The sequence below is a fragment of the Pseudomonas sp. R32 genome (assembly GCF_009866705.1).
Classification (GTDB): Bacteria; Pseudomonadota; Gammaproteobacteria; order Pseudomonadales; family Pseudomonadaceae; genus Aquipseudomonas; species Aquipseudomonas donghuensis.
On the sequence record NZ_CP019396.1, the window covers coordinates 5,384,698 to 5,411,052 of the forward strand.

Here is a 26,355-nt window from a genome sequence, read left to right on the forward strand (position 1 = left end):
GAGCCCTGTTTATGAGCCTTTTGCCGCAACCGCACGCTAACGTCGCGGTCATCCACTCTGACGCCCAAGCCTTGCAAATCGCCGAGGAAATCGCCGTCCAACTGCGTCGCGACAGCGCCTTGCGCGACCGTGAGCGGCGCCTGCCGCAGCCTGAACTCGAGCTGTTCTCCCACTCCGGCCTGTGGGGCATCAGCGTGCCCAAGGCCTTTGGTGGCGCCGGCGTGTCCAACGTCACCCTGGCCAAGGTCATCGCCCGCATTGCCCAGGCCGACGCTTCGCTGGGGCAGATCCCGCAAAACCATTTCTATGCGCTGGAAGTGCTGCGGGTCAACGGCAGCCCGGCGCAACAGCAACGCCTGTACGCCGAAGTACTGGCCGGCAAGCGCTTCGGCAATGCCCTGGCGGAACTGGGCACCAAGACCGCCCACGACCGCACCACCGCCCTCACCCGCGAGGGCGACGCCTACCGCATCAATGGCCGCAAGTTCTACGCCACGGGCGCGATCTATGCCCAGCGCATTCCTACCTCGGTGGTCGATGAAGACGGCGTCCAGCGCCTGGCCTTCGTACCGGCTGACAGCAGCGGGCTGAAAGTCATCGACGACTGGAGCGGCTTCGGCCAACGCACCACCGGCAGCGGTTCGGTGGTGTTCGACAACGTGCCGGTTGCCGCTGACGACGTGCTGCCGTTCCAGAGCGCCTTCGAGCGCCCGACCACGGTCGGCCCGTTGGCGCAGATCCTCCACGCGGCCATCGACACCGGCATCGCCCGCGCCGCCTATGAAGATGCCCTGCACTTCGTGCGCACCCGCAGCCGGCCCTGGGTCGACGCCGGGGTCGATCAGGCCAGCGCAGACCCGCTGACCCTGAAGTCCTTCGGCCACCTGGCGATTCGCTTGCACGCCAGCGAAGCCCTGCTCGAACGCGCCGGTGAATACCTCGACCGCGCCCAGGCCGAGCCGAATGCCGAAACCGTCGCCGCCGCCTCGATCGCCGTGGCCGAAGCGCGGGCGATCAGCACCGAGATATCCCTGGCCGCCGGCACCACCCTGTTCGAGCTGTCTGGCAGCCAGGCGACCCTGGCCGAGCATGGCCTGGACCGGCACTGGCGCAACGCCCGGGTGCACACCCTGCATGACCCGGTGCGCTGGAAGTACCACGCCATCGGCAATTACTACCTCAACGATGAAAATCCACCGTTGCGGGGCACCATCTGATGGCCAAGAAGAAGATCCTGCTCAACGCCTTCAACATGAACTGTGTCGGGCATATCAACCACGGCCTGTGGACCCATCCACGGGACAACTCGAGCCAGTACAAGACCCTCGAATACTGGACCGAGCTGGCCCGGCTACTGGAGCGCGGGCTGTTCGACGGCTTGTTCATCGCCGATATCGTCGGTGTCTATGACGTCTACCAGCAGTCTGTCGATGTAGCGCTGAAAGAGTCGATTCAGTTGCCGGTCAACGACCCGCTGCTGCTGGTTTCAGCCATGGCCGCCGTCACCCGCAACCTCGGCTTCGGCCTGACCGCCAACCTGACCTACGAGCCGCCTTACCTGTTCGCCCGGCGCCTTTCCACCCTCGATCACCTGAGCCGTGGCCGGGTGGGCTGGAACATCGTCACCGGCTACCTCGACAGCGCAGCCAAGGCCATGGGCCTGGACCAGCAGCCCGAGCACGACCGTCGCTATGACCAGGCCGACGAGTACCTGCAGGTGCTGTACAAGCTCTGGGAAGGCAGCTGGGAAGACGGTGCGGTGCTCAACGACCGCCAGCAGCGGGTCTATGCCCAGCCGGACAAAGTGCACAAAATCAACCACCAGGGCGAGTTCTACCGGGTCGAGGGTTACCACCTCTGCGAACCCTCGCCACAGCGCACTCCGGTGCTGTTCCAGGCCGGCAGCTCCGAGCGCGGCTTGAGCTTTGCCGGCAGCCACGCCGAGTGCGTGTTTATCAGCGGCCAGAACAAGGCCGCCACCCGCGCCCAGGTCGACAAGGTGCGCGCTGCCGCCGTGGCGGCGGGGCGTGACCCGCAGGCGATCAAGGTGTTCATGGGCCTGACGGTGATCGTCGCCCGCACTGAGGAGCAGGCCAAGGCCAAGCACGCCGAGTACCTGCGCTATGCCAGCGCCGAGGCCGGTGTTGCGCACTTTGCCAGTTCCACCGGCATCGATTTCTCCGAGTACGAACTGGACGAGCCGATCCAGTACGTGAAAAGCAACGCCATCCAGTCCGCCACCAAGCACCTGCAGAACAACGACTGGACCCGGCGCAAGCTGCTCGAGCAACACGCCCTTGGCGGACGCTACATCACCCTGATCGGCTCGCCGACCCAGGTCGCCGACGCGCTGGAAAGCTGGATCGCCGAAACCGGCCTGGACGGCTTCAACCTGGCCCGCACGGTTACCCCGGAAAGCTATGTCGATTTCATCGACCTGGTGATCCCCGAGCTGCAACGCCGCGGCTCGTACAAGACCGCCTACGAACAGGGCAGCCTGCGCGAGAAACTCTTCGCCAGCGACCAGCCTCACCTGCCGGCAGACCATCCTGGCGCCAGCTACCGCCACACCCCTACGACCCCGACGGGAGCGCTACAGCATGCTTAAGACCTTTATTGCCCGCCCGGTCGCAGCCCTGGCCCTGACCTTGGGTCTGTTCGGCGCCGCTCAGGCCGCCGATGCCTTGAAAGTCGGCACCACCGCGGCTTTCTCCATCCCCCTCGAAGCGGCCGTCAGCGAAGCGAAGAAACAGGGCCTGGACGTCGAGCTGATCGAGTTCAGCGACTGGATCGCGCCAAACGTCAGCCTGGCGGCCGGTGACATCGACGTGAACTACTTCCAGCACATCCCGTTCCTGGAAAACGCCAAGGCCGCCGCCGGTTTCGACCTGGTGCCCTTCGCCCCCGGGATCATCAACAATGTCGGCCTGTACTCGAAAAAGTACAAAAGCTTCGCTGAGCTGCCCGTGGGCGCCAGCGTTGCCATCGCCAACGACCCGATCAACAGCGGCCGCGGTTTGCAGCTGCTGGCCAAGGCCGGTTTGATCACCCTCAAGCCTGGCGTCGGTTACAAGGCCACCGAGGAAGACATCGTCGCCAACCCGAAAAAACTGAAGATTCTCCAGGTCGAAGCGGTGCAACTGGTGCGCGCCTACGATGACGCCGACCTGGTCCAGGGCTACCCGGCCTACATCCGCCTGGCGAAGACTTTCGACGCCACCTCGGCGCTGCTGTTCGACGGCCTTGACCATAAGGAATACGTGATCCAGTTCGTCATCCGCCCGCAGAGCAAGGACGACCCGCGCCTGGCCAAGTTCATCGACATCTACCAGCACTCGCCGGTGGTGCGTGCCGCCCTCGATCAGGCCCACGGCAAGCTCTACCAAGCTGGCTGGGAGAGCTGAGATGAGCGCCGTCAGCGCCCGCGTGGCGCAGGAGCAACAGCCGTTCGCGCCCCTGCAGCAGGCTCAGCAACGGGCTTTGCACCCGGAGCTGGGTAACGCCCATGTGCGTTTCATCGGCCTGGGCAAGACCTACCCCGGCCAGCAAACCCCGGCGCTGGACGGTATCGACCTGAATATCCAGCACGGTGAGATCTTCGGCATCATCGGCCGTAGCGGTGCCGGCAAGTCGTCGCTGATCCGTACCATCAACCGCCTGGAGCACCCGAGCCATGGCCGGGTGCTGATCGACCAGGTGGACATCGGCGAGTACGACGAAGACCGCCTGGTGCGCCTGCGTCGACGCATCGGCATGATCTTCCAGCACTTCAACCTGATGTCGGCCAAGACCGTCTGGCAAAACGTCGAGTTGCCGCTCAAGGTTGCTGGTGTGCCCAAGGCCCAGCGCCAGCGCAAGGTCGCCGAGTTGCTGGAGCTGGTCGGGCTGCAGGACAAACACCAGGTTTACCCGGCGCAGTTGTCGGGCGGGCAGAAGCAGCGCGTCGGCATTGCCCGGGCACTGGTGCATGACCCGCAGATTCTGCTGTGCGACGAAGCCACCTCGGCGCTCGATCCGGAAACCACCGAATCGATCCTCGGCCTGTTGCGCGACATCAACCGGCGCCTGGGCCTGACCATCGTGCTGATCACCCACGAGATGGCAGTGATCCGCGATATCTGCCACCGGGTGGTAGTGCTCGAGCGCGGGCGCATCGTTGAGCAGGGCGCGGTCTGGCAAGTGTTTGGCGACCCGCAGCATGAAGTCAGCAAGACCTTGCTGGCACCGTTGCAACCTGCCCTGCCGGCGGCCCTGCAAGCACGCTTGCAGGCACAACCGCCTGGCCCGGAGGCTGCACTGGTGTTGAGTGTGCGGGTCAGCGGCAAGGACCGGCAGGCGCCGGAGCTTTCTGCGTTGTTCAACTTGTTGGGCGGCCGGGTCAGCCTGTTGCAAGGTGGCATCGAACCGATCCAGGGCCGTGCTCTGGGGCAACTTGTGGTGTCGGTGGCCGACTCGCCGCACAGCCACGCGCACGTGATTGAGCGCGCCCGGCAATGGGCTGCACAGGTGGAGGTACTGGGTTATGTGGTTTGATCGCTTGCTCCAGGGTGTGCTCGACACCCTGCTGATGGTTGGCGTCTCGTCGCTGATTGCCCTGCTCGCCGGTGTACCGCTGGCGGTGATCCTGGTCACCAGCGGCAAGGGCGGGATCTTCGAAGCGCCCACCCTGAACCGGTTGCTCGGCGCCTTCGTCAACCTGTTCCGTTCGATTCCGTTCCTGATTCTGATGGTGGCGCTGATCCCCTTCACCCGTTTGATCGTCGGCACCACCTATGGTGTCTGGGCAGCGGTAGTGCCGCTGACCATTGCCGCCACGCCGTTCTTTGCGCGCATCGCCGAAGTCAGCCTGCGCGAGGTCGACCATGGCCTGATCGAAGCGGCCCAGGCCATGGGTTGCCGGCGCTGGCACATCGTCTGGCATGTGCTGCTGCCAGAAGCCCTGCCGGGTATTGTCGGCGGCTTTACCATCACTTTGGTGACCATGATCAACTCCTCGGCCATGGCTGGCGCCATTGGTGCCGGGGGCCTGGGCGACATTGCCTACCGCTATGGCTACCAGCGCTTCGACAGCCAGATCATGCTGACGGTGATCGTCATGCTGGTAGTGTTGGTGGCGCTGATTCAGCTGGGCGGGGATCGGTTGGCGAAGGGCTTGAACAAACGCTGAATTCATCGCTGGCAAGCCAGCTCCCACAGGGGCTGCATGCACCGGACCCTGTGGGAGCTGGCTTGCCAGCGATGGCGTAGTCAATGGTGCTGCGGCTCGCGGATCTTGTACCAGGCCACATACAGTGCCGGCAGAAACAGCAGGGTCAGCAAGGTGGCGACGATGATCCCGCCAATCATTGCGTAGGCCATCGGCCCCCAGAACACTTCGCGGGCGATCGGGATCATGCCCAGGCTCGCCGCTGCCGCCGTCAGCAGGATCGGCCGGCGCCTGTGGTTGGTCGCCTCCAGCACCGCGTCCCAGGGTGAATAGCCCTGGGCTTCGTATTCATCGATCTGAGTCACCAGGATCACCGAGTTGCGGATGATGATGCCGATCAGCGCGAGGATCCCCAGAATCGCCACAAAGCCCATCGGCGTGCCGGTCGGCACCAGCGCCAGGACCACGCCGATCAGCCCCAGCGGCGCCACGCTGGCGACCAGGAACAGCTTCTGCACACTGTGCAACTGGATCATCAGGAAGGTGCCCATCATGAACAGCATCAGCGGCACCACCTTGGCGATCGGCCCCTGGGCCTTGCCGCTTTCTTCCACGGTGCCGCCGGTGGCCACGCCGTAACCCACTGGCAGCTTGCTGGCGAAGTCGTCGATCTGCGGCTTGAGCTCGGCCACCAGGTCGGTGGGCTGGATGTCGCCGCGTACCGAAGCCTTGATGGTGATGGTCGGCTTGCGGTCACGGCGCCATACCAGCGGCTGCTCCAGCTCGTAGCGCACGGTGGCGAAGGCCAGCAGCGGGATCGAGGTGCCGTTGGGGGTGACGATCTGCAGGTTCTGCAGGGTCTGCGGCGTGCCACGCTCGCTGTCTTCGGCGCGGGCGATGACGTCGATCAGGTAGATGTTGTCGTTGACCTCAGTCACCGGCGCGCCGCTGACGATGCTGTTCATCACATTGGCCACGTCTTCGGACGACAACCCGAGCTGGCGCGCCTTGTCCTGGGCGATCTCGACCCGCAGCACCTTGCCCGGCTCATTCCAGTCGTAAATCATCTCGCCAATGTGTTCGTTGCTGTCGAGCAGCGAGGCCAGGGCAATGGCATGTTTGCGCACCTGGTCGATGTCCTTGCCGCTGACCCGGTACTGGATCGGCCGCCCTACCGGCGGGCCCATTTCCAGGGACTGAACGTTGCTGCCGATGCCGACGAAGTCTTCGCGCAGGCGCTTCTGCAGACGCGCCATCAATACCTCGCGCGACGCCAGGCCCTTGCTGACGATCACCAGTTGGGCGTAGTACGGGTTCTGCAGTTGCTGGTCCAGGGGCAGGTAGAAGCGGATCGCACCCTGGCCGATGTAGGTGCTCCAGCGCACGATGTCCGGGTCGCCCTTGAGCGTCGCTTCGAGGCGGTCCACCGCCTTGCGGGTTTCCTCGATCGAGGCGTTCTGCGGCAGGTTGAGGTCGACGAGGATTTCCGGACGGTCCGAGGACGGGAAGAACTGGTTCTGCACGAAACGCATGCAGAACACCGCCAGCACGAACAGCAACACGGTGCCGATGATGGTCAGCCAGCGATGACGCATGCACCAGAGCAGGCTGTTGCCGAAAGCCTTGCCGATGCGCCCCGGCTCTTCGTCGTGCGGTTTGACCTTGGTGCTGAGGATATGCACGCCGAGCACCGGGGCAAACAGTACCGCCACCACCCACGACACCAGCAGCGCCGCGGCGATCACCGCAAACAGCGTGTAGGTGTATTCCCCCGCCGAGCTGGCGTTGAGCCCGATGGGCACGAAACCGGCCACCGTCACCAGGGTCCCGGTGAGCATCGGGAAGGCCGTCGAGGTGTAGGCGAAAGTCGCCGCCTGCTCCTTGCTCTCGCCCTTTTCCAGGCGCGTGACCATCACCTCGACGGTGATCATCGCATCGTCCACCAGCAAGCCCAGGGCAATGATCAGGGCGCCCAGGGAGATCCGCTGCATGGTGATGCCGCTGTACTCCATGAAGATGAACACCATGGCCAGCACCAGCGGAATCGAGCAGGCCACCACCAGCCCGGCACGCACCCCAAGGCTGACGAAGCTCACCACCAGGACGATGACCACCGCCTCGAACAGCGCGCTGGTAAAGCCGCCAACCGCTTCCTCGACCACCACCGCCTGGTCCGACACGGTGTGCACGCCCACGCCCACCGGCAGCTCGGCGATCACACTGTCCATCTTCTTGTGCAGGTCGGCACCGAACGCCTGGATATTGCCGCCGGCCTTCATGCCGATGGCCAGGCCGATGGCGGTCTGGCCGTTGTAGCGAAACATCGAGGTCGGCGGGTCGACATAACCGCGCTGGATATCGGCGATGTCGGCCAGGCGGAAGAAACGATCGTTGATGCGCAGGTTGACCGTCTCCAGGTCTTTCTCGGAGGCGAACTGGCCGGTGGTGCGCACCGAGATGCGCTCGGGCCCGGCTTCAATCACCCCGGCCGGGGTCACCGCGTTCTGGCTCTGCAGCGCCTGCAGGACCTGGCGCTGGTCGATGCCGAAGGAGGCCAGCTTGCGCGTGGAGAAATTCAGGTACAGCACTTCGTCCTGGGTACCGATCATCTCGACCTTGCCCAGGTTGGGCACTTCGCGGACTTCGGCGCGCACCTGCTCGACGTAGTCACGCAACTGGCGCATGGTCAGGCCGTCGGCGGTAAAGGCATAGATCGAGCCGAACACGTCACCGAACTCGTCGTTGAAGCCCGGCCCCTGGATACCCTGGGGAAACTCGCCGCGGATGTCCTGGATCTTCTTGCGCACCTGGTACCAGATCTGCGGGATGTCCGCCGCCTTGGTGGTGTCACGCAGGTTGACGTACACCGTCGACTCGCCCGGGCGGGTATAGCTTTTCACGTAGTCGAGGGAGTCCAGCTCTTCGAGCTTCTTTTCGATACGGTCGGTGACCTGGTACAGGGTTTCATCCTGGGTCGCACCGGGCCAGCGGGTCTGGATGACCATGGTCTTGATGGTGAACGAAGGGTCTTCCTCACGCCCCAGGTTCATGTAGGAAAACACGCCCATCAGCAAGCCGACGAACATCAGGTACCAGACAAAGGATTGGTGCTTCAGCGCCCACTCCGACAGGTTGAAGCTTCCTTTCATTGCGGGTCTTCCTCGTCGACTATGACCTTCTGGCCCGGTTTGAGACTGTTCACGCCTGCCGTCACCACCCGCTCGCCGGCCTGCACGCCAGAGGCCAGTACTACGCTGTTGGCGGTCCGCTCAAGCAGCTTTACCTCGCGAGTAGAAACAGTTTTCTGTTGTGGATCGACGATCCATACCCGGGTTTTGGCCTCGCTTTCCAGTAATGCCGATGCCGGTAGTTCGACGCGCGGCGACACCGCCGAAGTCAGGGTGACGCTGATTGCCGTGCCCAGGTGGAATGCCAGTGGCGTATCGGCCAGGGTCAGGCGCGCGCGCCGGGTACGGGTGGCGGCATCGGCCTGGGGCTCCAGCTCTCGCAAGGTGGCAGTGGTGCTGATGCTTGAGTCCAGTTGCGAGGCGGCCAGGAACTTCAGCTCGCCGGAGACCTGCTCGGCCAGGCTGGTGGGCAGGTCGATGACCGCTTCCTTGATGTCCGGGCGGGCCAGGGTCACCACTGCTTGCCCGGCGCTCACGGTTTGCCCGGCTTCGGCCTGCCAGTTGGTGACCACCGCGGCGTGATCGGCTTTCAGCTCGCTGTAGCCGAGCTGGTCGCGGGCCTGCTCGACTGCCGCACGCGCCTGTTCCAGGGACGCACCGGTGGTTTTCAGGTCGGTCTGGGCGATATCCAGCTGGGCCTGGGCGCCCACGCCGCGGTCGAACAGCTGCTGCTGGCGGCGGGCGTTGGCCTGGGCATTGATCCACTGTGCCTGCACTTTGGCCAGGTCGCCTTCGGCGGCGCGCAACTGGTTGCGCTGGTCGGTGGGGTCAAGGCTGGCGAGCACGTCGCCCGGTTTTACCGAACTGCCGACATCCACCCAGCGTCGGGCAATGCGCCCGCCCACGCGAAAACCCAGGGTGCTTTCGTAGCGGGCCTGAATGCTCCCGGCGAAGCGGCCAAGGTTTGCCTGGCTCTGCGGCTCGACCACCAGCGACAACACCGGTCGCACAGGTTCAGGCGCCTCGGCGGGTTTCCCGCAGCCGGCCAGCAGCAGGGCACTGCACAACGTCAGCGTCAGCCTGTTCATTGCGCCACCCCGCTGTCGGTCGTCGGCGCCACTTGTACCTGCATTCCCGGGTTAAGCAATTGACCACCGGCCACCACCACGGTCTCGCCGCCTTTAAGACCCTCGCCGACCACCACCTTGCCGGTGAGGTAACGGATGACCTTGACCTTCTGCAGGCTGACTTTGTGACCCTCGCCGATCACCCACACGGCCGGGTCATGCAGGTCCTTGGTCAGCGCCGACCAGGGCAGTTCGATACTCGGCCTGCCCTGGGCATCGGCAGTGGCGCTGACTGGCGAGCCCAGTTCCATGCCCGCAGGTACGTTTTTCAAGGCCACCTTGACCTGCACCGTACCGCTTTGCGCCGACACCGTCGGGGTGATTTCGCGCACATAACCCAGGGTCTGGATCTTCGGGTTGTCGACCAGGCGCACGGTAATCGCATGCTCGCTCGGCGGCGCCACCAGCAACGACTCATAGACATTGAACACCGCGTCACGATCGCCATCGCGGGCCAGGCTGAAAATCGGCACCGTGGCCTGGACCACCTGGCCGACTTCGGCCTGGCGCTCGGTGATCACCCCGTCCGCCTCAGCCACCAGCGCGGTATAGCTCAGCTGTTCACGGGCGTTGGCCAGTTGCGCCTGAGCGGCCTTGAGGGCGCTCTGGCTGCTGCGCAAGGCAGCTTCGGCAGAGTCGTACTCGCTTTGGCTGGTATAGCCTTTGGGCAACAGCTTCTGCTGGCGGACAAAGGCGGCGGCAGTCTGGGTCACGCGTGCCTGTTCGGCAAAGACTTCGGCCTTGGCCGAGTCGACGCTGGTCTGCAGGTCCTTGGGGTCAAGGCGGGCCAGGACCTGGTTGGCCTTGATGTGATCACCGACATCGACGCTGCGGGAAATGATCTTGCCGCCCACGCGAAACGAAAGGTCAGTCTGCACCCGCGCCTGGACATCACCGGTCAGGGTTACGGAAGCCGCGAAATCACTGGGTTCAACACGTTGTACACCGACTCTGGGCAGCTCGGCTTCAGCGGCTTTTTGCTCACCGCACCCCGTCAGCACCAACCACCCCCCCAGGCAGACGATCGATAAAGGACGCGACATCGTCATGCAGGCTCCTTGCACGTGCCAGATCTATTTAGGAATGCGAGTGTTAGCGTAGATCAGGGATCCCTTGATCGCTTGTCGGCGTACACAATTCGTTCAACACGCGGAATCGGCGATACTGCCCTCTTTGCCTGAATGGACGCTGCCATGCTGACCACCCTGGCTGTCGCCAACTACCGCTCGATCAATCACTTGGTGCTGCCGCTGGCACGCCTGAATGTCATCACCGGGCCCAACGGCAGCGGCAAGTCCAACCTGTACAAGGCCCTGCGCCTGCTCGCCGAAACGGCACAAGGCGGCGTGGTCAACGCCCTGGCGGTGGAGGGAGGGCTGGAGTCGACGTTCTGGGCCGGCCCCGAGCAGATCAGCCGGCGCATGAGCAATGGCGAAGTCGCCATCCAGGGCGGCCCGCGCCAGCACGCACGGCGCTTGCGCCTGGGCTTTAGCGACGAAGCGTTCGGTTACGCCATCGGCCTGGGCCTGCCGGAGCCGAGCAAATCATCTTTCGCCCTCGACCCGCAGATCAAACGCGAAAGCATCTGGGCAGGAGCGCTGTGCCGTCCGGCCAGCCTGCTGGTGGATCGCCAAGGGCCGATGGTCAAGGCCCGTGAAGGTCGCCAATGGGAGGTGCAGGTGCAGCACACGCCGAGCTTCGACAGCCTGTTCGACCAGGTCGGCAACCTGCGCTCCTCGCCGGAGGTGTTGCTACTGCGCGAGCGCATCCGCGGCTGGCGCTTCTACGATCACTTTCGCACCGACCGTGATGCCCCGGCCCGTCGCCAGCAACTGGGTACGCGCACGCCGGTGCTGCAGCACGATGGCCGCGATCTGGCCGCTGCGCTGCAGACCATTATCGAGATCGGCGACCCGCACGCCTTGCAGGCGACCATCGCCGATGCCTTCCCAGGCGCACGCCTGGAGATCGATGCCGTGCCGGGAGGGGCGTTCGGTGTGTTGTTCCATCAAGAGGGCTTGTTGCGGCCGCTGACCGCTGCCGAACTATCGGACGGTACCTTGCGCTACCTGCTGCTGGTCGCCGCGCTGCTGACGCCAAGGCCGCCGACCATGATGGTACTGAACGAGCCGGAAACCAGCTTGCACCCGGACTTGCTGCCTGCGCTGGCGCGCTTGATCATCCGCGCGTCGGAGCAGTGTCAGGTGTGGGGGGTGTCACATGCACGGCGCCTGGTGGCGGCGCTGGAACAGGATGCGACCTGCAATTCGATCGTGCTGGAGAAGGTGCTGGGGCAGACCCGCGTTGCCGGTCAGGGGATGCTGGATGAGCCGGCCTGGCATTGGCCGGAGTAAAAACCCGAAGGCCCCATCGCTGGCAAGCCAGCTCCCACAGGGGCTGCTGTACACAGAACCTGTGGGAGCCGGCTTGCCGGCGATGAGGCCCGTCAGATCACGCTGAAACCGGCGCCGGCGCGCGACGCACGTCCGGTTGTTTCCACGAGTCGGCAGCGCTTTCTTCGATCGCCTGCTGGATCGCCCGACGGCGACGCTCTTCGGCCTGGCGGCTGAAGTACCAGACCATGAAAGTCACCAACGACACGCTGAGCAGGATCAGGCTGGCCACCGCGTTGATTTCCGGCTTCACGCCCAGACGCACGGCAGAGAAGACTTCCATCGGCAAAGTGGTCGAACCCGGGCCCGAGACGAAGCTGGCCAGTACCAGGTCATCCAGCGACAGGGCAAAGGACATCATCCCGCCGGCTGCCAGCGACGGTGCAATCATCGGGATGGTGATCAGGAAGAATACCTTCCACGGCCGCGCACCGAGGTCCATCGCCGCTTCTTCGATCGACAGGTCCAGCTCACGCAGGCGCGCCGACACCACCACCGCCACATAGGCTGCGCAGAAGGTGGTGTGGGCGATCCAGATGGTGACGATGCCACGCTCCTGCGGCCAGCCGATCATCTGCGCCATGGCCACGAACAGCAGCAACAGCGACAGACCGGTGATCACCTCGGGCATTACCAACGGTGCGGTAACCAGGCCACCGAACAGGGTACGGCCCTTGAAGCGGGTCACCCGGGTCAGCACGAAGGCCGCCAGGGTGCCCAGCGCCACGGCGGCGATCGCGGTGTAGCAGGCGATCTCCAGCGAGCGCATCACCGAACCCATCAGCTGGGTGTTGTCGAGCAGGCCGACGTACCACTTCACCGACCAGCCGCCCCATACCGTCACCAGCTTGGAGGCGTTGAACGAGTAGATCACCAGGATCAGCATCGGCAGGTAGATGAACAGCAGGCCCAGGACCAACATCAATTTGGAGAAACTGAAACGCTTCATGCCCTGCCCTCCATCTCTTTGGCCTGACTACGGTTGAAGAGCAGGATCGGTACGATCAGGATCGCCAGCATCACTACCGCCAGGGCAGAGGCCACCGGCCAGTCACGGTTGTTGAAGAACTCTTGCCAGAGCACTTTACCGATCATCAAGGTTTCCGGGCCGCCGAGCAGCTCAGGAATGACGAACTCACCCACCACCGGAATGAACACCAGCATACAGCCGGCGATGATGCCGTTCTTCGACAGCGGCACGGTGATCTTCCAGAAGCTGTTGAAGGTGCTCGAACCCAGGTCCGACGCGGCCTCAAGCAGGCTCTGGTCATGCTTCGCCAGGTTGGCGTAGAGCGGCAGGATCATGAACGGCAGGTACGAATAGACCACGCCGATATACACCGCGAGGTTGGTGTTGAGGATCTGCAACGGCTGATCGATCCACCCCAGCCACAGCAAGAAGGCGTTGAGCAGGCCGTTGTTGCTGAGGATGCCCATCCAGGCATAGACGCGGATCAGGATCGCCGTCCAGGTCGGCATCATGATCAGCAGCAACAGGACCGTCTGGGCTTCCTTGCGCGCGTTGGCGATGGCATAGGCCATCGGATAGCCGATCAGCAGGCACAACAGCGTGCTGAAGAAGGCCATCTTCAACGACCCCAGGTACGCCGAGATGTAGAGTTCGTCTTCGGTCAACAGGCCATAGTTGGCCAGGTTGAGCACCACTTGCACCTTGTCTTCGACGTAGCTGTAGATCTCGGTATACGGCGGGATCGCCACGTCGGCTTCAGCGAAACTGATCTTCAGGACGATGAAGAACGGCAGCATGAAGAACAGGAACAGCCAGATGAACGGCACGCCGATCACCAGATGGCGTCCCTCGGGCTTTATTCGGTTGACGGCTCGCTTGAGCTTGCGCGCATTCATGACCGCAGTACCACGCCGCTGTCATCCTCCCACCAGACGTAGACCTGGTCGTCCCAGGTCGGTCGGGTGCCCTGGCGCTCGGCGTTGGCGACGAACGACTGGACGATCTTGCCGCCAGGCAGCTCGACGTAGAACACCGAATGGCCGCCCAGGTAGGCAATGTCGTGCACCTTGCCGCGCGACCAGTTGTGCTCGCAGGTCGGCTGCGCGGTGGTCACCAGCAGTTTTTCCGGACGCAGGGCGTAGGTGATGCGCTTGTCTTCCACCGAGGTGGTAACCCCGTGGCCAACGTAGATGTGGCGCTCAAGCTCGGGGCTGGCGATCACCGCGTGGCCTTCGGCGTCGTCGACCACTTCGCCTTCGAACAGGTTGACGTTACCGATGAACTCGCAGACCAGGCGGCTGGTCGGGGTTTCATAGATGTCGATCGGGCTGCCGATCTGGGCGATCCAGCCCAGGTGCATGATGGCGATGCGCTGGGCCATGGTCATGGCCTCTTCCTGGTCGTGGGTCACCATCACGCAGGTCACACCGACCCGTTCGATGATCTCCACCAGCTCCAGTTGCATCTGCGAACGCAGCTTCTTGTCCAGTGCCCCCATCGGCTCATCGAGCAGCAGCAACTTGGGCCGCTTGGCCAGCGAACGGGCCAGGGCCACACGCTGACGCTGGCCACCGGAGAGCTGGTGCGGCTTGCGCTTGGCGTACTGGGTCATGTGCACCAGCTTGAGCATCTCGGCCACGCGGGCGTCGATCTCGGACTTGGGCATACGGTCCTGCTGCAGGCCGAAGGCGATGTTCTGGGCCACGGTCATGTGCGGAAACAGCGCGTACGACTGGAACATCATGTTGATCGGCCGCTCGTAGGGCGGCATATCGGTAATGTCTACGCCATCGAGGAAAATACGCCCCTCGGTTGGTCGTTCGAAGCCGGCGAGCATGCGCAGCAAGGTCGACTTACCCGAACCCGAGCCACCGAGCAGGGCGAAGATTTCGCCCTTCTTGATTTCCAGGGACACATCGTCCACGGCGACCGTTTCGTCGAACTTTTTCGTGACCCGGTCGATTTTGACCAGCACCTGTTTAGGTTGCTGGTCGCCCTCGAGGGCTTTCTTATAGGCACCGGAGGCAACTGCCATTTGTGAAACTCCCAACAAGATTTTTTGCGCCCGCCCCTGCCGTGACGGACCCTGGATTTTTACTTGCCCGACTTGACCTTGGTCCAGCTACGGGTCATCAACCGTTGCACCTTGGGAGGTAGCTCGGAATTGACGTACAACTTGTCCAGCACTTCTTGCGGTGGGTAAACCGCTGCGTCGGTTCGCACGTTCTGGTCCATCAGATCGCCAGCCTTGGGGTTCGGGTTGGCATAACCGACGTAATCACTGACCTGGGCAATAACCTCAGGCTGCAGCAAATAGTTGATGAAGGCGTGGGCCTCTTTGACATTCTTGGAATCCTTGGGGATCGCCAGCATGTCGAACCAGAGGTTGCCGCCTTCCTTGGGAATCGCATAGGCCAGCTTGACGCCCTTGCCGGCTTCTTCGGCGCGGGACTTGGCCTGGAACACATCGCCGGAGAAACCGGCAGCCACGCAGATGTCGCCGTTGGCCAGGTCCGAGATGTATTTGGATGAATGGAAGTAGGTCACGTACGGGCGCACGGCCAAGAGTTTCTTCTCGGCGTCGGCATAATCCTTGGGGTTGGTGCTGTTGGGGTCACGCCCCATGTAGTTGAGTACTGCCGGGAGCATCTCGTCGGCCGAGTCGAGGAAGGCGACCCCGCACGTGGAGAGTTTTTTGATGTTTTGTGGCTCGAACAGCATGGCCCAGGAATCGATCTTGTCGGTACCCAGCGCCGCCTTGACCTTCTCGACGTTGTAGCCGATGCCATTGGTGCCCCACAGGTAGGGGACGGCGTACTGGTTGCCTGGATCGTTTTTTTCCAGGCGCTTCATCAGCGCCGGGTCAAGGTTCGCGTAATTGGGCAGCAGCGCCTTGTCGAGCTTCTGGAACGCGCCCGCCTTGATCTGCTTGCCGAGAAAATGGTTGGACGGCACGACCACGTCATAGCCGGTATGACCGGCCAGCAGCTTGCCTTCCAGGGTTTCGTTGGAATCGAAGACATCCTGCACCGGCTTGATGCCAGTGGCTTTTTCGAAGTCCGCGAGGGTGGTCTGACCAATGTAGTCCGACCAGTTATAAATGTGCACCGTGGGCGCCGCTTGGACGCTGATCGCCAGCGTCAGACCCGCTCCAGCCAGCATGGCCTTGCGAAATACAGAAATAGACAAGTGGGAGGTCCTCACAAATGTGCCCGTGGCAAACGACAGGAATACCTGCCGGATAACCAAACCGGCGCGCAACTTACCTTCGATGCACTCATGCCGCAAAAAAAATTTGTGCTTTCATGCTCCCTGGGCGGGATTTACACCGCGCCCAGGGAGGCAACCAGGTTTACTTGCCCGATTTGATCTTGGTCCAGCTGCGAGTGATTTCGCGCTGGGCCTTGGCACCCGGGTCAGCAATGGCGTACAGCTGCTTCTTCACATCAGCCGGCGGGTAGATGCTTGGATCGCTGGTGATGTCCTTGTCCACCAGGGGAGTCGCCGCCTTGTTGCCGTTCGGGAAGCGCACGGCGTTGGTGATCTCGGCCATGACTTCCGGTTGCATCAGGAAGTCCATGAACTTGTAGGCAGCGTCAACGTTGACCGCATCTTTGGGGATGGCGACCATGTCGTAGAAGGTACCGGCGCCTTCTTTCGGAATGATGTAGTCCAGCTTGACCTTGTCACCGGCCTCGTGGGCACGGGCCTTGGACTGCTCCAGGTCACCCGAGTAACCCACGGCCACGCAGATGTTGCCGTTGGCAAGGTCGGAGATGTACTTGGAGGAGTGGAAGTAGCCGACCGACGGACGGATCTTCAGGAACAAGTCTTCGGCGGCTTTGAGGTCTTCCTTGCTGGTGCTGTTGGTCGGCTTGCCCAGGTAGTGCAGCGCCGCCGGGATCATTTCGGTCGGAGCGTCGAGGAAGCTCACACCGCAGCTCTTGAGCTTGGCGATATTCTCCGGCTTGAACACCACGTCCCAGGAATCGATCTTGTCGATACCCAGCGCGGCCTTGACCTTCTCCGGGTTGTAGCCGATGCCGATGGAGCCCCACATGTACGGGAACGCATGTTTGTTGCCCGGGTCGCTGGCATCACCAACGGCCTTGAGCAGGTCTTCGTCGAGGTTCTTCCAGTTCGGCAGCTTGGACTTGTCCAGCTCCTGATAGACACCGGCCTTGATCTGCTTGGCCAGGAAGTTGTTCGACGGCACTACCACGTCGTAGCCGGACTTGCCTGCCAGCAACTTGGCCTCGAGGGTCTCGTTGCTGTCGAAGACATCGTAAACGACCTTGATACCGGTCTGTTTTTCGAACTTGGCGACAGTGTCCGGTGCGATGTAGTCGGACCAGTTATAGACGTGCAGTACTTTGTCATCCGCGTGAACAGCACTGGCCATGGCGCCCATCAGGGACATAGCCAGCAACGTCTTGCCCAATTTCTTCATGCGTAATGCTCCAGAATTTTTATTTAGCCATCTGTTCAGCGGCCGGCTTATTCGGCGCAAGCTCCGAGCGACTGAAACAGTCGTTAGTCTGGCAAGTTACAAGGCGCTCTTTCAAGGAAAGAGGCGCCTTGAAACTCATTGATGCCATTACGCTAGCCTAGCACTTGGCTAGTTCAGCGCTTCGAGCGTCAGGTCCAGGCATTTGCGCGCCTTTTCCACCAGCTCGTCGATCTCTGCATGACTGATCACCAGCGGTGGCGCGATGATCATGGTGTCGCCCACAGCGCGCATGATCAGCCCGTTGTCGAAGCAGAACTGTCGGCAGATCATGCCCACACCCCGGCCTTCGTAACGCGCACGGGTGGCCTTGTCCTTGACCAGCTCGATGGCACCGAGCATGCCCAGGCCACGCACTTCGCCCACCAGCGGGTGATCGCTGAGCTCACGCAGACGCTTTTGCAAATACGGTGCCGTTTCTTCCTGAACCCGCTCGATGATCTTCTCGTCGCGCAGGATCCGCAGGTTTTCCAGGCCCACCGCCGCCGCCACCGGGTGGCCGGAGTAGGTGAAGCCGTGATTGAAGTCGCCGCCTTCGCTGAGCACCTTGGCCACTTCGTCACGCACGATCACACCGCCCATGGGGATGTAACCGGAGGTAAGACCCTTGGCGATGGTCATCAGGTCGGGCTTGAGGTCGTAGTAATCGGAACCGAACCACTCGCCGGTGCGACCAAAGCCACAGATCACTTCGTCGGCAATGAACAGGATCTCGTACTTGGCGAGGATTTCCTTGATCTTCGGCCAGTAGGTGTCTGGCGGAATGATCACCCCGCCGGCACCCTGAATCGGCTCGGCGATAAAGGCGGCGACGTTGTCTTCGCCGACTTCGAGGATTTTCTTTTCCAGCTGCTCGGCGGCCCATACGCCGAATTCGTCCGGGGTCATGTCACCGCCTTCGCCGAACCAGTACGGCTGCGGGATATGCACGATGCCCGGCAGCGTCCCGGCCTGCGCATGCATGCCGCTCATGCCACCCAGGGCGGCACCGGCCACGGTGGAACCGTGATAACCGTTGATGCGGCCAATGATCACCTGTTTCTGCGGCTTGCCCTTGAGCGCCCAGTAGTGACGGACCATGCGCAAGTTGGTGTCGTTGCCTTCAGAACCGGAACCGGTGAAGAACACATGGGTCATGCCCTTGGGCGCGACGTCGCAGACGGCTTTGGCCAGCTCCAGTGCCGGTGGGTGGGCAGTCTGGAAGAACAGGTTGTAGTACGGCAGCTCGCGCATTTGCTTGGCGGCCACTTCAACCAGCTCTTCACGGCCGTAACCGACCGCCACACACCACAGGCCCGCCATGCCATCGAGGATCTTGTTGCCCTCGCTGTCCCACAGGTGCACGCCCTCGGCTTTGGTGATGATCCGCGGCCCCTTCTCTTTCAGCTGTTTATAGTCACTGAAAGGCGCCAGGTGATGCTCACTGCTAAGGGTTTGCCACTCACGGGTTTGCGGGTTGTTGACGCTCATGTGCTTCTCCGTTTGTTGACGGCCGCGGTCCTGCGGCTCCGGGTTGATCAGACCGCAAACAGCAGGAACTCACGTTCCCAGGAGCTGATTACGCGTTTGAAGTTTTCATGCTCGGCGCGCTTGGTGGCGACGTAGCCGGCAATGAATTTCTTGCCCAGGTAAGGTTCCAGCGCCTGGCAGTTCTCCATGCGCTCCAGGGCGTCCTCGATGGTCAGCGGCAGGCGCAGGTTGCGCCGCTCATAGCCACGCCCCTGCACCGGCGCACTTGGCTTGATGCCTTCGACCATGCCGATGAAGCCGCACAGCAGGCTGGCGGCGATCGCCAGGTACGGGTTGGCGTCGGCGCCTGGCAGGCGGTTTTCGACCCGGCGATTCTGCGGCCCGGCATCCGGTACGCGCAGGCCCACGGTACGGTTCTCTTCGCCCCACTCGACGTTCACGGGTGCCGAGGTGTCGGGCAGGAAGCGGCGGAACGAGTTGACGTTCGGTGCGAACAGCGGCAACACCACCGGAATGAACTTCTGCAGGCCGCCGACGTGGTTGAGGAACAGCTCGCTCATGCTCCCGTCTTCGTCCGAGAAGATGTTCTTGCCGGTACGCACGTCGATGATGCTCTGGTGCAGGTGCATGGCGCTGCCCGGTTCGCCGGTCATCGGCTTGGCCATGAAGGTGGCAGCGACGTTGTGCTTGAGCGCAGCCTCGCGCATGGTGCGCTTGAACACCAGGATCTGGTCGGCCAGCGACAGGGCGTTGCCGTGACGGAAGTTGATCTCCATCTGCGCCGTGCCGTCTTCGTGGATCAGCGTGTCGAGATCAAGGTTCTGCAGCTCGCACCAGTCGTAGACGTCCTCGAACAGCGGATCGAATTCGTTGGCGGCTTCAATAGAGAACGACTGCCGGCCGGTTTCCGGGCGCCCGGAGCGGCCGATTGGCGGCTGCAGGGGGAAGTCCGGGTCTTCGCAGCGCTTGGTCAGGTAGAACTCCATCTCTGGCGCCACGATCGGCTGCCAGCCCTTGTCGGCATAGAGCTTCAATACCTTCTTGAGCACGTTGCGTGGCGACAGCTCGACCGGGTTGCCCTGCTTGTCGTAGGTGTCGTGGATCACCTGGGCGGTCGGCTCGATGGCCCAAGGTACGAGAAACACCGCGTTCTCGTCGGGGCGGCAGATCATGTCGATGTCAGCCGGGTCGAGCAGTTCGTAATAGATGTCGTCATCGACATAGTCGCCGGTCACGGTCTGCAGCAGCACGCTCTCGGGCAGGCGCATGCCTTTTTCGGCAATGAACTTGTTGGTCGGCGAGATCTTGCCACGGGTGATACCGGTGAGGTCGCTGATCAGACACTCGACTTCGGTGATCTTGTGTTCTTTCAACCAATCGGTGAGCTGGTCGAGGTTGCTACTCATAAATACCTCAGGAGGTAAATGTCTGGACAGACGTCAGGACGATACCCGGAGTGGGCCGTCCCAGACATTCTGGATGCCCTACGGGGCTAAAGCAAAAGTCAGACGCAGGGTGGCCGCGACGGGCAGTTCCCGCAAGGCTGACGAGCCCGCTATAGTGATGGCAGAGGTAATTCGAAGCAGCGTCGACAGCAGGCAGGACGCCCGGGCCGTCAATTATTTCAGCCGGGGCGCAAGGTGCTGGCGCATGGCGCAAGCCACCCGCGAGGAACGCGTGCAAACCGTTCTGTGAACGGCGGGCGATGATGCCGGTTGTCGGCAGGCGTGACATGTAACCCCCGGTATTATTGGTGTTATGGGTTGCCACCGAGCTTAGCCTTGTTCATTTTTTTACACAACACCCCCGTAAAAAATAGAACACGGCCCGCTCAAGATCGCCGTTACCGTACGAAAGCAGCCCTTGTCGGCGCCCCCAATTGCAGCAAAAATGCCGCTTGAGGGCCATTTTAGGGCATCATGGGGTTGGCTTGACTTCAGCAAGGCTTTCCGATTGACTGAACCTGCAAGCCCCCATTGATTGATATTTTTAACAACAAAGGTGTTGCATCATGTCGGTACCCCCGCGTGCCGTTCAGCTTAACGAAGCGAACGCGTTCCTTAAGGAACATCCTGAGGTTCTCTACGTTGACCTTCTGATTGCAGATATGAATGGTGTGGTGCGCGGCAAGCGCATCGAGCGCACCAGCCTCCACAAGGTTTACGAGAAAGGCATCAATCTGCCGGCCTCCCTTTTCGCCCTGGATATCAACGGTTCGACCGTCGAAAGCACCGGCCTTGGCCTGGACATCGGCGATGCCGACCGCATCTGCTATCCAATCCCCGATACCCTGTCCAACGAGCCCTGGCAGAAGCGCCCGACCGCGCAACTGCTGATGACCATGCACGAGCTCGAAGGCCAACCGTTCTTCGCTGACCCGCGGGAAGTCCTGCGCCAGGTCGTGAGCAAGTTCGACGAGCTGGGCCTGACCATCTGCGCCGCGTTCGAGCTTGAGTTCTACCTGATCGACCAGGAGAACGTGAACGGCCGTCCGCAACCGCCGCGCTCGCCGATTTCCGGCAAACGCCCGATCTCGACCCAGGTGTACCTGATCGACGACCTCGACGAGTACGTCGATTGCCTGCAGGACATCCTCGAAGGCGCCAAGGAACAAGGCATTCCTGCCGACGCCATCGTCAAGGAAAGCGCCCCGGCGCAGTTCGAAGTCAACCTGCACCACGTTGCCGACCCGATGAAGGCCTGCGACTACGCGGTACTGCTCAAGCGCCTGATCAAAAACATCGCCTACGACCATGAGATGGATACCACCTTCATGGCCAAGCCCTATCCGGGCCAGGCGGGTAATGGTCTGCATGTCCATATCTCGGTGCTGGACAAAGATGGCAAGAACATCTTCACCAGCGAGGATCCCGAGCAGAACGCCGCACTGCGTCACGCGATCGGCGGTGTGCTCGAGACCCTACCGGCGTCGATGGCGTTCCTCTGCCCGAACGTCAACTCGTACCGCCGTTTCGGTGCCCAGTTCTACGTGCCGAATTCGCCAAGCTGGGGCCTGGACAACCGTACCGTGGCCCTGCGCGTGCCAACCGGCACGCCGGACGCCGTGCGCATCGAACACCGCGTAGCCGGTGCCGACGCCAACCCGTACCTGCTGATGGCCGCCGTGCTGGCCGGTGTTCACCATGGCCTGACCAACAAGGTCGACCCGGGCGAGCCGACCGAAGGCAACTCCTACGAGCAGAACGAGCAAAGCCTGCCGAACAACCTGCGTGATGCACTGCGCGAGCTGGACGACAGCGAGATCCTGGCCAAGTACATCGACCCGAAATACATCGATATCTTCGTGGCCTGTAAAGAGAGCGAGCTGGAGGAGTTCGAACACTCCATCTCCGACCTTGAGTACAACTGGTATCTGCATACCGTGTAACAGCGGTTGGATGCTGGAATGAAAAACGCCGTCGGCCCCTGAGTCGACGGCGTTTTTTATGGCCTCATCGCTGGCAAGCCAGCTCCCACAAGTGCTGTGTACACCGGACCTGTGGGAGCTGGCTTGCCAGCGATGGGCCGCAAGGCAGCCCCAAAGGCTACAGCGCTTTTTCGAAGATCTTCGAGTTACGCTGATAGTTGTACAGCGAGGCCCGCGCCGCCGGCAGCCGCTCGACCCCGCTGGGCACAAAGCCGCGCTCGCGGAACCAGTGTGCCGTCCGGGTCGTCAGCACGAACAGGGTGTTGAGCCCCATCTCCCGTGCCCGCGTCTCGATCCGTTCCAGCAACTCATCACCACGCCCACCATGGCGATACTCAGGGTTCACCGCCAGGCACGCCAGTTCGCCCGCCTCAGAATCGGCAATCGGGTACAGTGCCGCACAGGCGATGATCATGCCTTCGCGCTCGACCACGCTGAACTGCTCGATCTCGCGCTCAAGCACCTCGCGCGAGCGACGCACGAGGATGCCTTGCTCTTCGAGCGGGCTGATCAGCTCGAGCAAGCCACCGACATCCTCGATCGCCGCCTCACGCACCTTTTCAAACTGCTCCTGAGCCACCAGGGTGCCGCCGCCATCACGGGTGAACAACTCGGTGAGCAAGGCACCGTCTTCGCCATAGCTGACGATATGGCTGCGCGCCACACCACCACGGCAGGCTTCGGCGGCGGCATCGAGCAACTCGCCCTGGTAATCGCTGCCCAACCGCTGCAGGTGCGCCGGCACCTGTTGTGGACGCAGCTCACGCACCAGCCGGCCCTGTTCATCAAGCAGGCCGCGCTCGGCGCCGAACAGCAGCAGTTTGTCGGCGCCCAGTTCGATGGCGGCGCGGGTGGCGACGTCTTCACAGGCCAGGTTGAAGATTTCGCCGGTAGGCGAGTAACCCAACGGCGAGAGCAGGACGATGGAGCGCTCGTCGAGCAGGCGGTTGATGCCCTTGCGGTCGACCCGGCGCACTTCGCCGGTGTGATGGTAATCAACACCTTCGACCACGCCGATCGGCCGTGCGGTGACCAGGTTGCCAGCGGCCACGCGCAGGCGCGAACCCTGCATCGGCGAGGCGGCCATGTCCATCGACAGGCGCGCCTCGATGGCGATGCGCAGGTGGCCGACGGCATCGATCACGCATTCCAGGGTGGCGGCATCGGTGATGCGCATGCCGCGGTGGTAGTGCGGGGTCAGGCCACGGGAGGCCAGGCGGCTTTCGATCTGCGGACGCGAACCATGGACCAGCACCAGGCGTACGCCAAGGCTGTGCAACAGCACCAGGTCGTGGACGATATTGCCGAAGTTGGGGTGCTCGACCCCGTCACCGGGGAGCATGACCACGAACGTGCAGTCGCGGTGGGCGTTGATGTAAGGCGAAGCGTGACGCAGCCAATTGACGTATTCGGGCATAACCGGAGAGCCTGTAGAAAATAGGGACAAGAACGGGAAAGCACACAGCGCTCGAAGGGTTATCGTCGGAACAGGCTTGGCGTCACGCGCAATCTCCTCTGCAAAACGGTTCAACTCAGCGGGCAATTACCGGGCTGAGGCAATAATGTTCGATCAACTCACGCAATAGACGCACAGTAGGCTGCAAGCGTGACATTTCAAGGTATTCACCCGGCTGGTGGGCACAGGCGATGTCACCGGGGCCGAGCACCAGGGTCTCGCAACCCAGGCGCTGAAGATAAGGCGCTTCGGTGCCAAAGGCTACCGCTTCGGCGCGATGACCGGTAAGACGTTCGGCTACCCGTACCAGTTCCGCATCGGCGGCCTGCTCGAACGGCGGCACTTCGGGGAACAGCGGCGCATAGTCGATGCGCACCTGATGCTGCTCGGCCAGTGGCGCCAGTTTTTGCCGAATGGCACTGCGCAGCACCTCCGGGTCCATACCCGGCAGCGGGCGCAGGTCGAATTCCAGGGCGCACTGGCCACAGATGCGGTTGGGGTTGTCGCCGCCATGAATACAGCCGAAGTTCATCGTCGGTTGCGGCACGCTGAACTGGGCGTTGTTGAATGCCTTCTGCCATTGCCGGCGCAGGTTCATCAGCTCGCTCATGACCTGGTGCATGGCCTCCAGGGCGCTATGGCCCAGGCTCGGGTCGGACGAGTGGCCGCTGCGCCCGAGAATGTCGATGCGCTCCATCATCACCCCTTTGTGCAGGCGGATCGGCTTGAGCCCGGTCGGCTCACCGATCACGGCCGCACGGCCCAGGGGCCGCCCGGCCTCGGCCAGGGCACGGGCGCCGGCCATCGAGCTTTCTTCGTCGCAGGTGGCGAGAATCAGCAGCGGTTGCTTGAAGTCATGGGCAAGCAATGGCTGCACGGCTTCGATGACCAGGGCAAAAAAGCCCTTCATGTCGCAACTGCCCAAGCCTACCCAGCGGCCGTCGACCTCGGTCAGCTTGAGCGGGTCGGTCTGCCACAGCTCGGGGTCGTACGGCACCGTGTCGCTGTGCCCGGCCAGCACCAGGCCGCCCGGGCCGCTGCCATAGCTTGCCAGCAGGTTGAACTTGCCCGGGTTCACCTGCTGAATGTCGCAGGCAAAACCCAGGTCCCCCAGCCAGCCGGCCAGCAGGTCGATCACCGCGCGGTTGGACTGATCCAGAGCAGGCTGGGTACAACTGACCGACGGCGCGGCGATCAGGGCGGCGAACTGCTCTTTGAGCGATGGCAATGGCATGCGCTTTCTCCTTGGGCGAAGCTCATCATAGGGCCATCCGGCACCGGGAATAAACCGCCGTGAGCCGACTCCTGTACACTGCACCCCCAAGACGCTCCCTGTCATTCGAGCCTGGATTACCCAGCAATGCATAAAGAAACCGAAATCAAACTGCGGGTCAGCCGCGAGACCCTCGCCGCCCTGCGTGAACACCCATTGCTGAACAAGCGCAACAAGTCCGGGTGGCAAAGCCGCGAACTGCTCAACCAGTACTTCGATACCCCGGAGCGCGACCTGGCCGCCGCCAAGGTTGCCCTGCGCCTGCGCCGCGACGGCGATGTGGTCATCCAGACCCTCAAGACCCGCGGCCAGAGCGTCGCCGGCCTGTCCCAGCGCAACGAGTTCGAATGGCAGTTGCCCAAGGCCAAGCTCGACCTGAAAAAACTCGACGCCGAGTGCTGGCCGGAGCAACTGGCCGATGTCGACAAAAAAACCATCAAGGCGCTGTTCACCACTGACTTCACCCGTGAATACGCAGAAATCGCCTGGGGCCGCGGCAAGGCCAAGGTGGTGATCGAGGCCGCACTGGACCTCGGCACCGTGGTTGCCGGCAAGCACAAGGAAGAAATCTGCGAGCTGGAGCTCGAGTTGCGCGAAGGCGCCCCCGAAGCCCTGCTGGAGCTGGCCGCCGAGCTGTCGGCCAAGTTGCCGCTGATGCCGTGTGACATCAGCAAGGCCGAGCGCGGTTATCGCCTGCTCGACGCCGGCAGCTACGCCCTGAGCCTGCCGGCCGCCGAACTGAACGCCCAGATGTCCCTCGACGACGCCTTCGCCGCACTGGCCTGGCAGTTGCTCGGCAGCAGCCAGCGCCTGGCCGAACAGTACCGTTTCAACGGCCACTGGCGCCTGCTGCAGGACTGGGTCGACAACCTCTGGGAACTGCGCGCCCTGGCCAGCAGCCTCGGCCAGGCCGGCCCACGCGCCAGCACCCGCGAGCTGCGCAACAGCCTCGACGCCCTGCTCGAAGACTGGCGCCCGCTGGTATTGGCCGGTATTGACGATGAAGACGTACGCCGTGCCGCACCCGAGCAATTCGCCGAAGAGTTGCTGGATACCCGCTGGGGCCAGTTCTCCCTGGAGACCTCGCGCTGGCTGCTGGCCCGCGCCTGGACCGTCGAGCGCAACAAGCGCGGCGACCGCCAGGGCGCCGCACAACTGGCCAACTGGCTGAACGTGCTGCTGGCCGAAGAAGCCAAGGCCCTGAACCTGCCGCTGTACCATCGCCAGCCGGAAGACCTGGCCGAGCAGCTGCCGCGCATCGAACGCCTGCTGGCATGGCTGCACCACGCCCGCCAGGTGCTGGAGAGCCCGGATCTGGACCGCCTGTTCGGCGAGCTGAACAAGCTGCACGAACTGGCCAACCTGCCAATCAGCGACGAAGTGCTCGAAGCCCGCGTCCACCAGGCCATGGCCGTGTTCCAGAGCCGTGGCTGGAAGCACCTGCTGCGCAAGTAAGGC

The 26,355-nt window shown here is 62.8% G+C and carries 20 protein-coding genes; 8 read left to right on the forward strand and 12 right to left on the reverse strand.

Annotated elements, in window-relative coordinates; all coding sequences use genetic code 11:
• Positions 1-11 precede the first annotated feature (11 nt).
• Genes PspR32_RS24880 through PspR32_RS24900 form a run of 5 tightly spaced genes read left to right on the forward strand, consistent with a single transcriptional unit; the run spans position 12 to position 5,167 of the window.
• A complete protein-coding gene (locus PspR32_RS24880) occupies positions 12-1,217 on the forward strand; it encodes an SfnB family sulfur acquisition oxidoreductase (protein WP_100781827.1) in 1,206 nt (401 codons plus the stop codon).
• Complete coding sequence (locus PspR32_RS24885) at positions 1,217-2,608, forward strand: LLM class flavin-dependent oxidoreductase (RefSeq protein ID WP_159389308.1); 1,392 nt, start codon at positions 1,217-1,219, stop codon at positions 2,606-2,608. The genes PspR32_RS24880 and PspR32_RS24885 overlap by 1 nt, the downstream gene beginning before the upstream one ends.
• Entirely contained in the window at positions 2,601-3,404 is an 804-nt protein-coding gene (locus tag PspR32_RS24890; protein WP_100781829.1) for a MetQ/NlpA family ABC transporter substrate-binding protein, read from the forward strand. Before PspR32_RS24885 ends, PspR32_RS24890 begins: the two co-directional genes overlap by 8 nt.
• 1 nt (position 3,405) lies before the next feature.
• Positions 3,406-4,533: a methionine ABC transporter ATP-binding protein gene (locus tag PspR32_RS24895; protein ID WP_010221205.1), complete on the forward strand. Its 1,128-nt coding sequence runs from the start codon at positions 3,406-3,408 to the stop codon at positions 4,531-4,533.
• Positions 4,523-5,167, forward strand: a complete 645-nt coding sequence (locus PspR32_RS24900) for a methionine ABC transporter permease (RefSeq protein ID WP_159389309.1) — start codon at positions 4,523-4,525, stop codon at positions 5,165-5,167. The genes PspR32_RS24895 and PspR32_RS24900 overlap by 11 nt, the downstream gene beginning before the upstream one ends.
• 80 nt (positions 5,168-5,247) lie before the next feature.
• Here the strand turns inward: PspR32_RS24900 and PspR32_RS24905 are convergent, their stop codons facing one another.
• The 3 genes from PspR32_RS24905 to PspR32_RS24915 are packed head-to-tail and all read right to left on the reverse strand — an operon-like array spanning position 5,248 to position 10,450.
• Positions 5,248-8,295 carry an efflux RND transporter permease subunit gene (locus PspR32_RS24905; protein ID WP_010221202.1) on the reverse strand — a complete coding sequence of 1,016 codons (3,048 nt, stop codon included), beginning with the start codon at positions 8,293-8,295 and terminating at the stop codon, positions 5,248-5,250.
• On the reverse strand, positions 8,292-9,362 hold the full coding sequence (locus PspR32_RS24910) for an efflux RND transporter periplasmic adaptor subunit (protein WP_036994909.1): 1,071 nt from the start codon (positions 9,360-9,362) through the stop codon (positions 8,292-8,294). Before PspR32_RS24910 ends, PspR32_RS24905 begins: the two co-directional genes overlap by 4 nt.
• Entirely contained in the window at positions 9,359-10,450 is a 1,092-nt protein-coding gene (locus tag PspR32_RS24915) for an efflux RND transporter periplasmic adaptor subunit (protein ID WP_159389310.1), read from the reverse strand. The genes PspR32_RS24910 and PspR32_RS24915 overlap by 4 nt, the downstream gene beginning before the upstream one ends.
• 144 nt (positions 10,451-10,594) lie before the next feature.
• Here PspR32_RS24915 and PspR32_RS24920 point away from each other — a divergent pair, with 144 nt between their 5' ends.
• Positions 10,595-11,755, forward strand: coding sequence for an AAA family ATPase (locus tag PspR32_RS24920; protein WP_159389311.1), 1,161 nt, complete (start codon positions 10,595-10,597; stop codon positions 11,753-11,755).
• Positions 11,756-11,852: 97 nt separating this feature from the next.
• On the opposite strand, the gene PspR32_RS24925 is transcribed toward PspR32_RS24920, so the two are convergent.
• The 7 genes from PspR32_RS24925 to PspR32_RS24955 form a co-directional block, all read right to left on the reverse strand.
• Positions 11,853-12,743: an ABC transporter permease subunit gene (locus PspR32_RS24925; protein WP_010221198.1), complete on the reverse strand. Its 891-nt coding sequence runs from the start codon at positions 12,741-12,743 to the stop codon at positions 11,853-11,855.
• Positions 12,740-13,660 (reverse strand): ABC transporter permease subunit, encoded by a 921-nt coding sequence (locus tag PspR32_RS24930; protein WP_159389312.1) that lies wholly within the window; start codon positions 13,658-13,660, stop codon positions 12,740-12,742. The genes PspR32_RS24925 and PspR32_RS24930 overlap by 4 nt, the downstream gene beginning before the upstream one ends.
• On the reverse strand, positions 13,657-14,799 hold the full coding sequence (locus PspR32_RS24935) for an ABC transporter ATP-binding protein (RefSeq protein WP_010221196.1): 1,143 nt from the start codon (positions 14,797-14,799) through the stop codon (positions 13,657-13,659). Before PspR32_RS24935 ends, PspR32_RS24930 begins: the two co-directional genes overlap by 4 nt.
• A 59-nt stretch (positions 14,800-14,858) precedes the next feature.
• Positions 14,859-15,953, reverse strand: a complete 1,095-nt coding sequence (locus PspR32_RS24940; RefSeq protein WP_159389313.1) for a polyamine ABC transporter substrate-binding protein — start codon at positions 15,951-15,953, stop codon at positions 14,859-14,861.
• 163 nt (positions 15,954-16,116) lie between these two features.
• Positions 16,117-17,214 carry a polyamine ABC transporter substrate-binding protein gene (locus PspR32_RS24945; RefSeq protein WP_036994907.1) on the reverse strand — a complete coding sequence of 366 codons (1,098 nt, stop codon included), beginning with the start codon at positions 17,212-17,214 and terminating at the stop codon, positions 16,117-16,119.
• Positions 17,215-17,382: 168 nt separating this feature from the next.
• The gene (locus PspR32_RS24950; RefSeq protein WP_010221193.1) at positions 17,383-18,741 is read right to left on the reverse strand and encodes an aspartate aminotransferase family protein; all 1,359 of its coding nucleotides are present in this window, start codon (positions 18,739-18,741) and stop codon (positions 17,383-17,385) included.
• A 47-nt stretch (positions 18,742-18,788) separates the two neighbouring features.
• Positions 18,789-20,147 (reverse strand): glutamine synthetase family protein, encoded by a 1,359-nt coding sequence (locus PspR32_RS24955; RefSeq protein WP_010221192.1) that lies wholly within the window; start codon positions 20,145-20,147, stop codon positions 18,789-18,791.
• Between the two features lie 605 nt (positions 20,148-20,752).
• On the opposite strand from PspR32_RS24955, the gene PspR32_RS24960 reads away from it, so the two are divergent.
• Positions 20,753-22,129, forward strand: a complete 1,377-nt coding sequence (locus tag PspR32_RS24960) for a glutamine synthetase family protein (protein WP_010221191.1) — start codon at positions 20,753-20,755, stop codon at positions 22,127-22,129.
• Between the two features lie 157 nt (positions 22,130-22,286).
• On the opposite strand, the gene argA is transcribed toward PspR32_RS24960, so the two are convergent.
• Positions 22,287-23,585: an amino-acid N-acetyltransferase gene (gene argA / locus PspR32_RS24965; protein ID WP_036994906.1), complete on the reverse strand. Its 1,299-nt coding sequence runs from the start codon at positions 23,583-23,585 to the stop codon at positions 22,287-22,289.
• Between the two features lie 115 nt (positions 23,586-23,700).
• Entirely contained in the window at positions 23,701-24,858 is a 1,158-nt protein-coding gene (gene argE / locus PspR32_RS24970) for an acetylornithine deacetylase (RefSeq protein ID WP_010221188.1), read from the reverse strand.
• Positions 24,859-24,984: 126 nt separating this feature from the next.
• Here argE and PspR32_RS24975 point away from each other — a divergent pair, with 126 nt between their 5' ends.
• Positions 24,985-26,352 (forward strand): CYTH domain-containing protein, encoded by a 1,368-nt coding sequence (locus PspR32_RS24975; protein WP_010221187.1) that lies wholly within the window; start codon positions 24,985-24,987, stop codon positions 26,350-26,352.
• Positions 26,353-26,355 lie beyond the last annotated feature (3 nt).

Bases quoted from the DNA above. Each gene is read 5' to 3' on its own strand.
- PspR32_RS24915 (WP_159389310.1), bottom strand. From the start codon at position 10,450: ATGACGATGTCGCGTCCTTTATCGATCGTCTGCCTGGGGGGGTGGTTG.
- argA (WP_036994906.1), bottom strand. From the start codon at position 23,585: ATGCCCGAATACGTCAATTGGCTGCGTCACGCTTCGCCTTACATCAAC.
- argE (WP_010221188.1), bottom strand. From the start codon at position 24,858: ATGCCATTGCCATCGCTCAAAGAGCAGTTCGCCGCCCTGATCGCCGCG.
- PspR32_RS24935 (WP_010221196.1), bottom strand. From the start codon at position 14,799: ATGGCAGTTGCCTCCGGTGCCTATAAGAAAGCCCTCGAGGGCGACCAG.
- PspR32_RS24950 (WP_010221193.1), bottom strand. From the start codon at position 18,741: ATGAGCGTCAACAACCCGCAAACCCGTGAGTGGCAAACCCTTAGCAGT.
- PspR32_RS24925 (WP_010221198.1), bottom strand. From the start codon at position 12,743: ATGAAGCGTTTCAGTTTCTCCAAATTGATGTTGGTCCTGGGCCTGCTG.
- PspR32_RS24900 (WP_159389309.1), top strand. From the start codon at position 4,523: ATGTGGTTTGATCGCTTGCTCCAGGGTGTGCTCGACACCCTGCTGATG.
- PspR32_RS24955 (WP_010221192.1), bottom strand. From the start codon at position 20,147: ATGAGTAGCAACCTCGACCAGCTCACCGATTGGTTGAAAGAACACAAG.
- PspR32_RS24885 (WP_159389308.1), top strand. From the start codon at position 1,217: ATGGCCAAGAAGAAGATCCTGCTCAACGCCTTCAACATGAACTGTGTC.
- PspR32_RS24905 (WP_010221202.1), bottom strand. From the start codon at position 8,295: ATGAAAGGAAGCTTCAACCTGTCGGAGTGGGCGCTGAAGCACCAATCC.
- PspR32_RS24920 (WP_159389311.1), top strand. From the start codon at position 10,595: ATGCTGACCACCCTGGCTGTCGCCAACTACCGCTCGATCAATCACTTG.
- PspR32_RS24895 (WP_010221205.1), top strand. From the start codon at position 3,406: ATGAGCGCCGTCAGCGCCCGCGTGGCGCAGGAGCAACAGCCGTTCGCG.
- PspR32_RS24890 (WP_100781829.1), top strand. From the start codon at position 2,601: ATGCTTAAGACCTTTATTGCCCGCCCGGTCGCAGCCCTGGCCCTGACC.
- PspR32_RS24930 (WP_159389312.1), bottom strand. From the start codon at position 13,660: ATGAATGCGCGCAAGCTCAAGCGAGCCGTCAACCGAATAAAGCCCGAG.
- PspR32_RS24945 (WP_036994907.1), bottom strand. From the start codon at position 17,214: ATGAAGAAATTGGGCAAGACGTTGCTGGCTATGTCCCTGATGGGCGCC.
- PspR32_RS24880 (WP_100781827.1), top strand. From the start codon at position 12: ATGAGCCTTTTGCCGCAACCGCACGCTAACGTCGCGGTCATCCACTCT.
- PspR32_RS24910 (WP_036994909.1), bottom strand. From the start codon at position 9,362: ATGAACAGGCTGACGCTGACGTTGTGCAGTGCCCTGCTGCTGGCCGGC.
- PspR32_RS24975 (WP_010221187.1), top strand. From the start codon at position 24,985: ATGCATAAAGAAACCGAAATCAAACTGCGGGTCAGCCGCGAGACCCTC.
- PspR32_RS24960 (WP_010221191.1), top strand. From the start codon at position 20,753: ATGTCGGTACCCCCGCGTGCCGTTCAGCTTAACGAAGCGAACGCGTTC.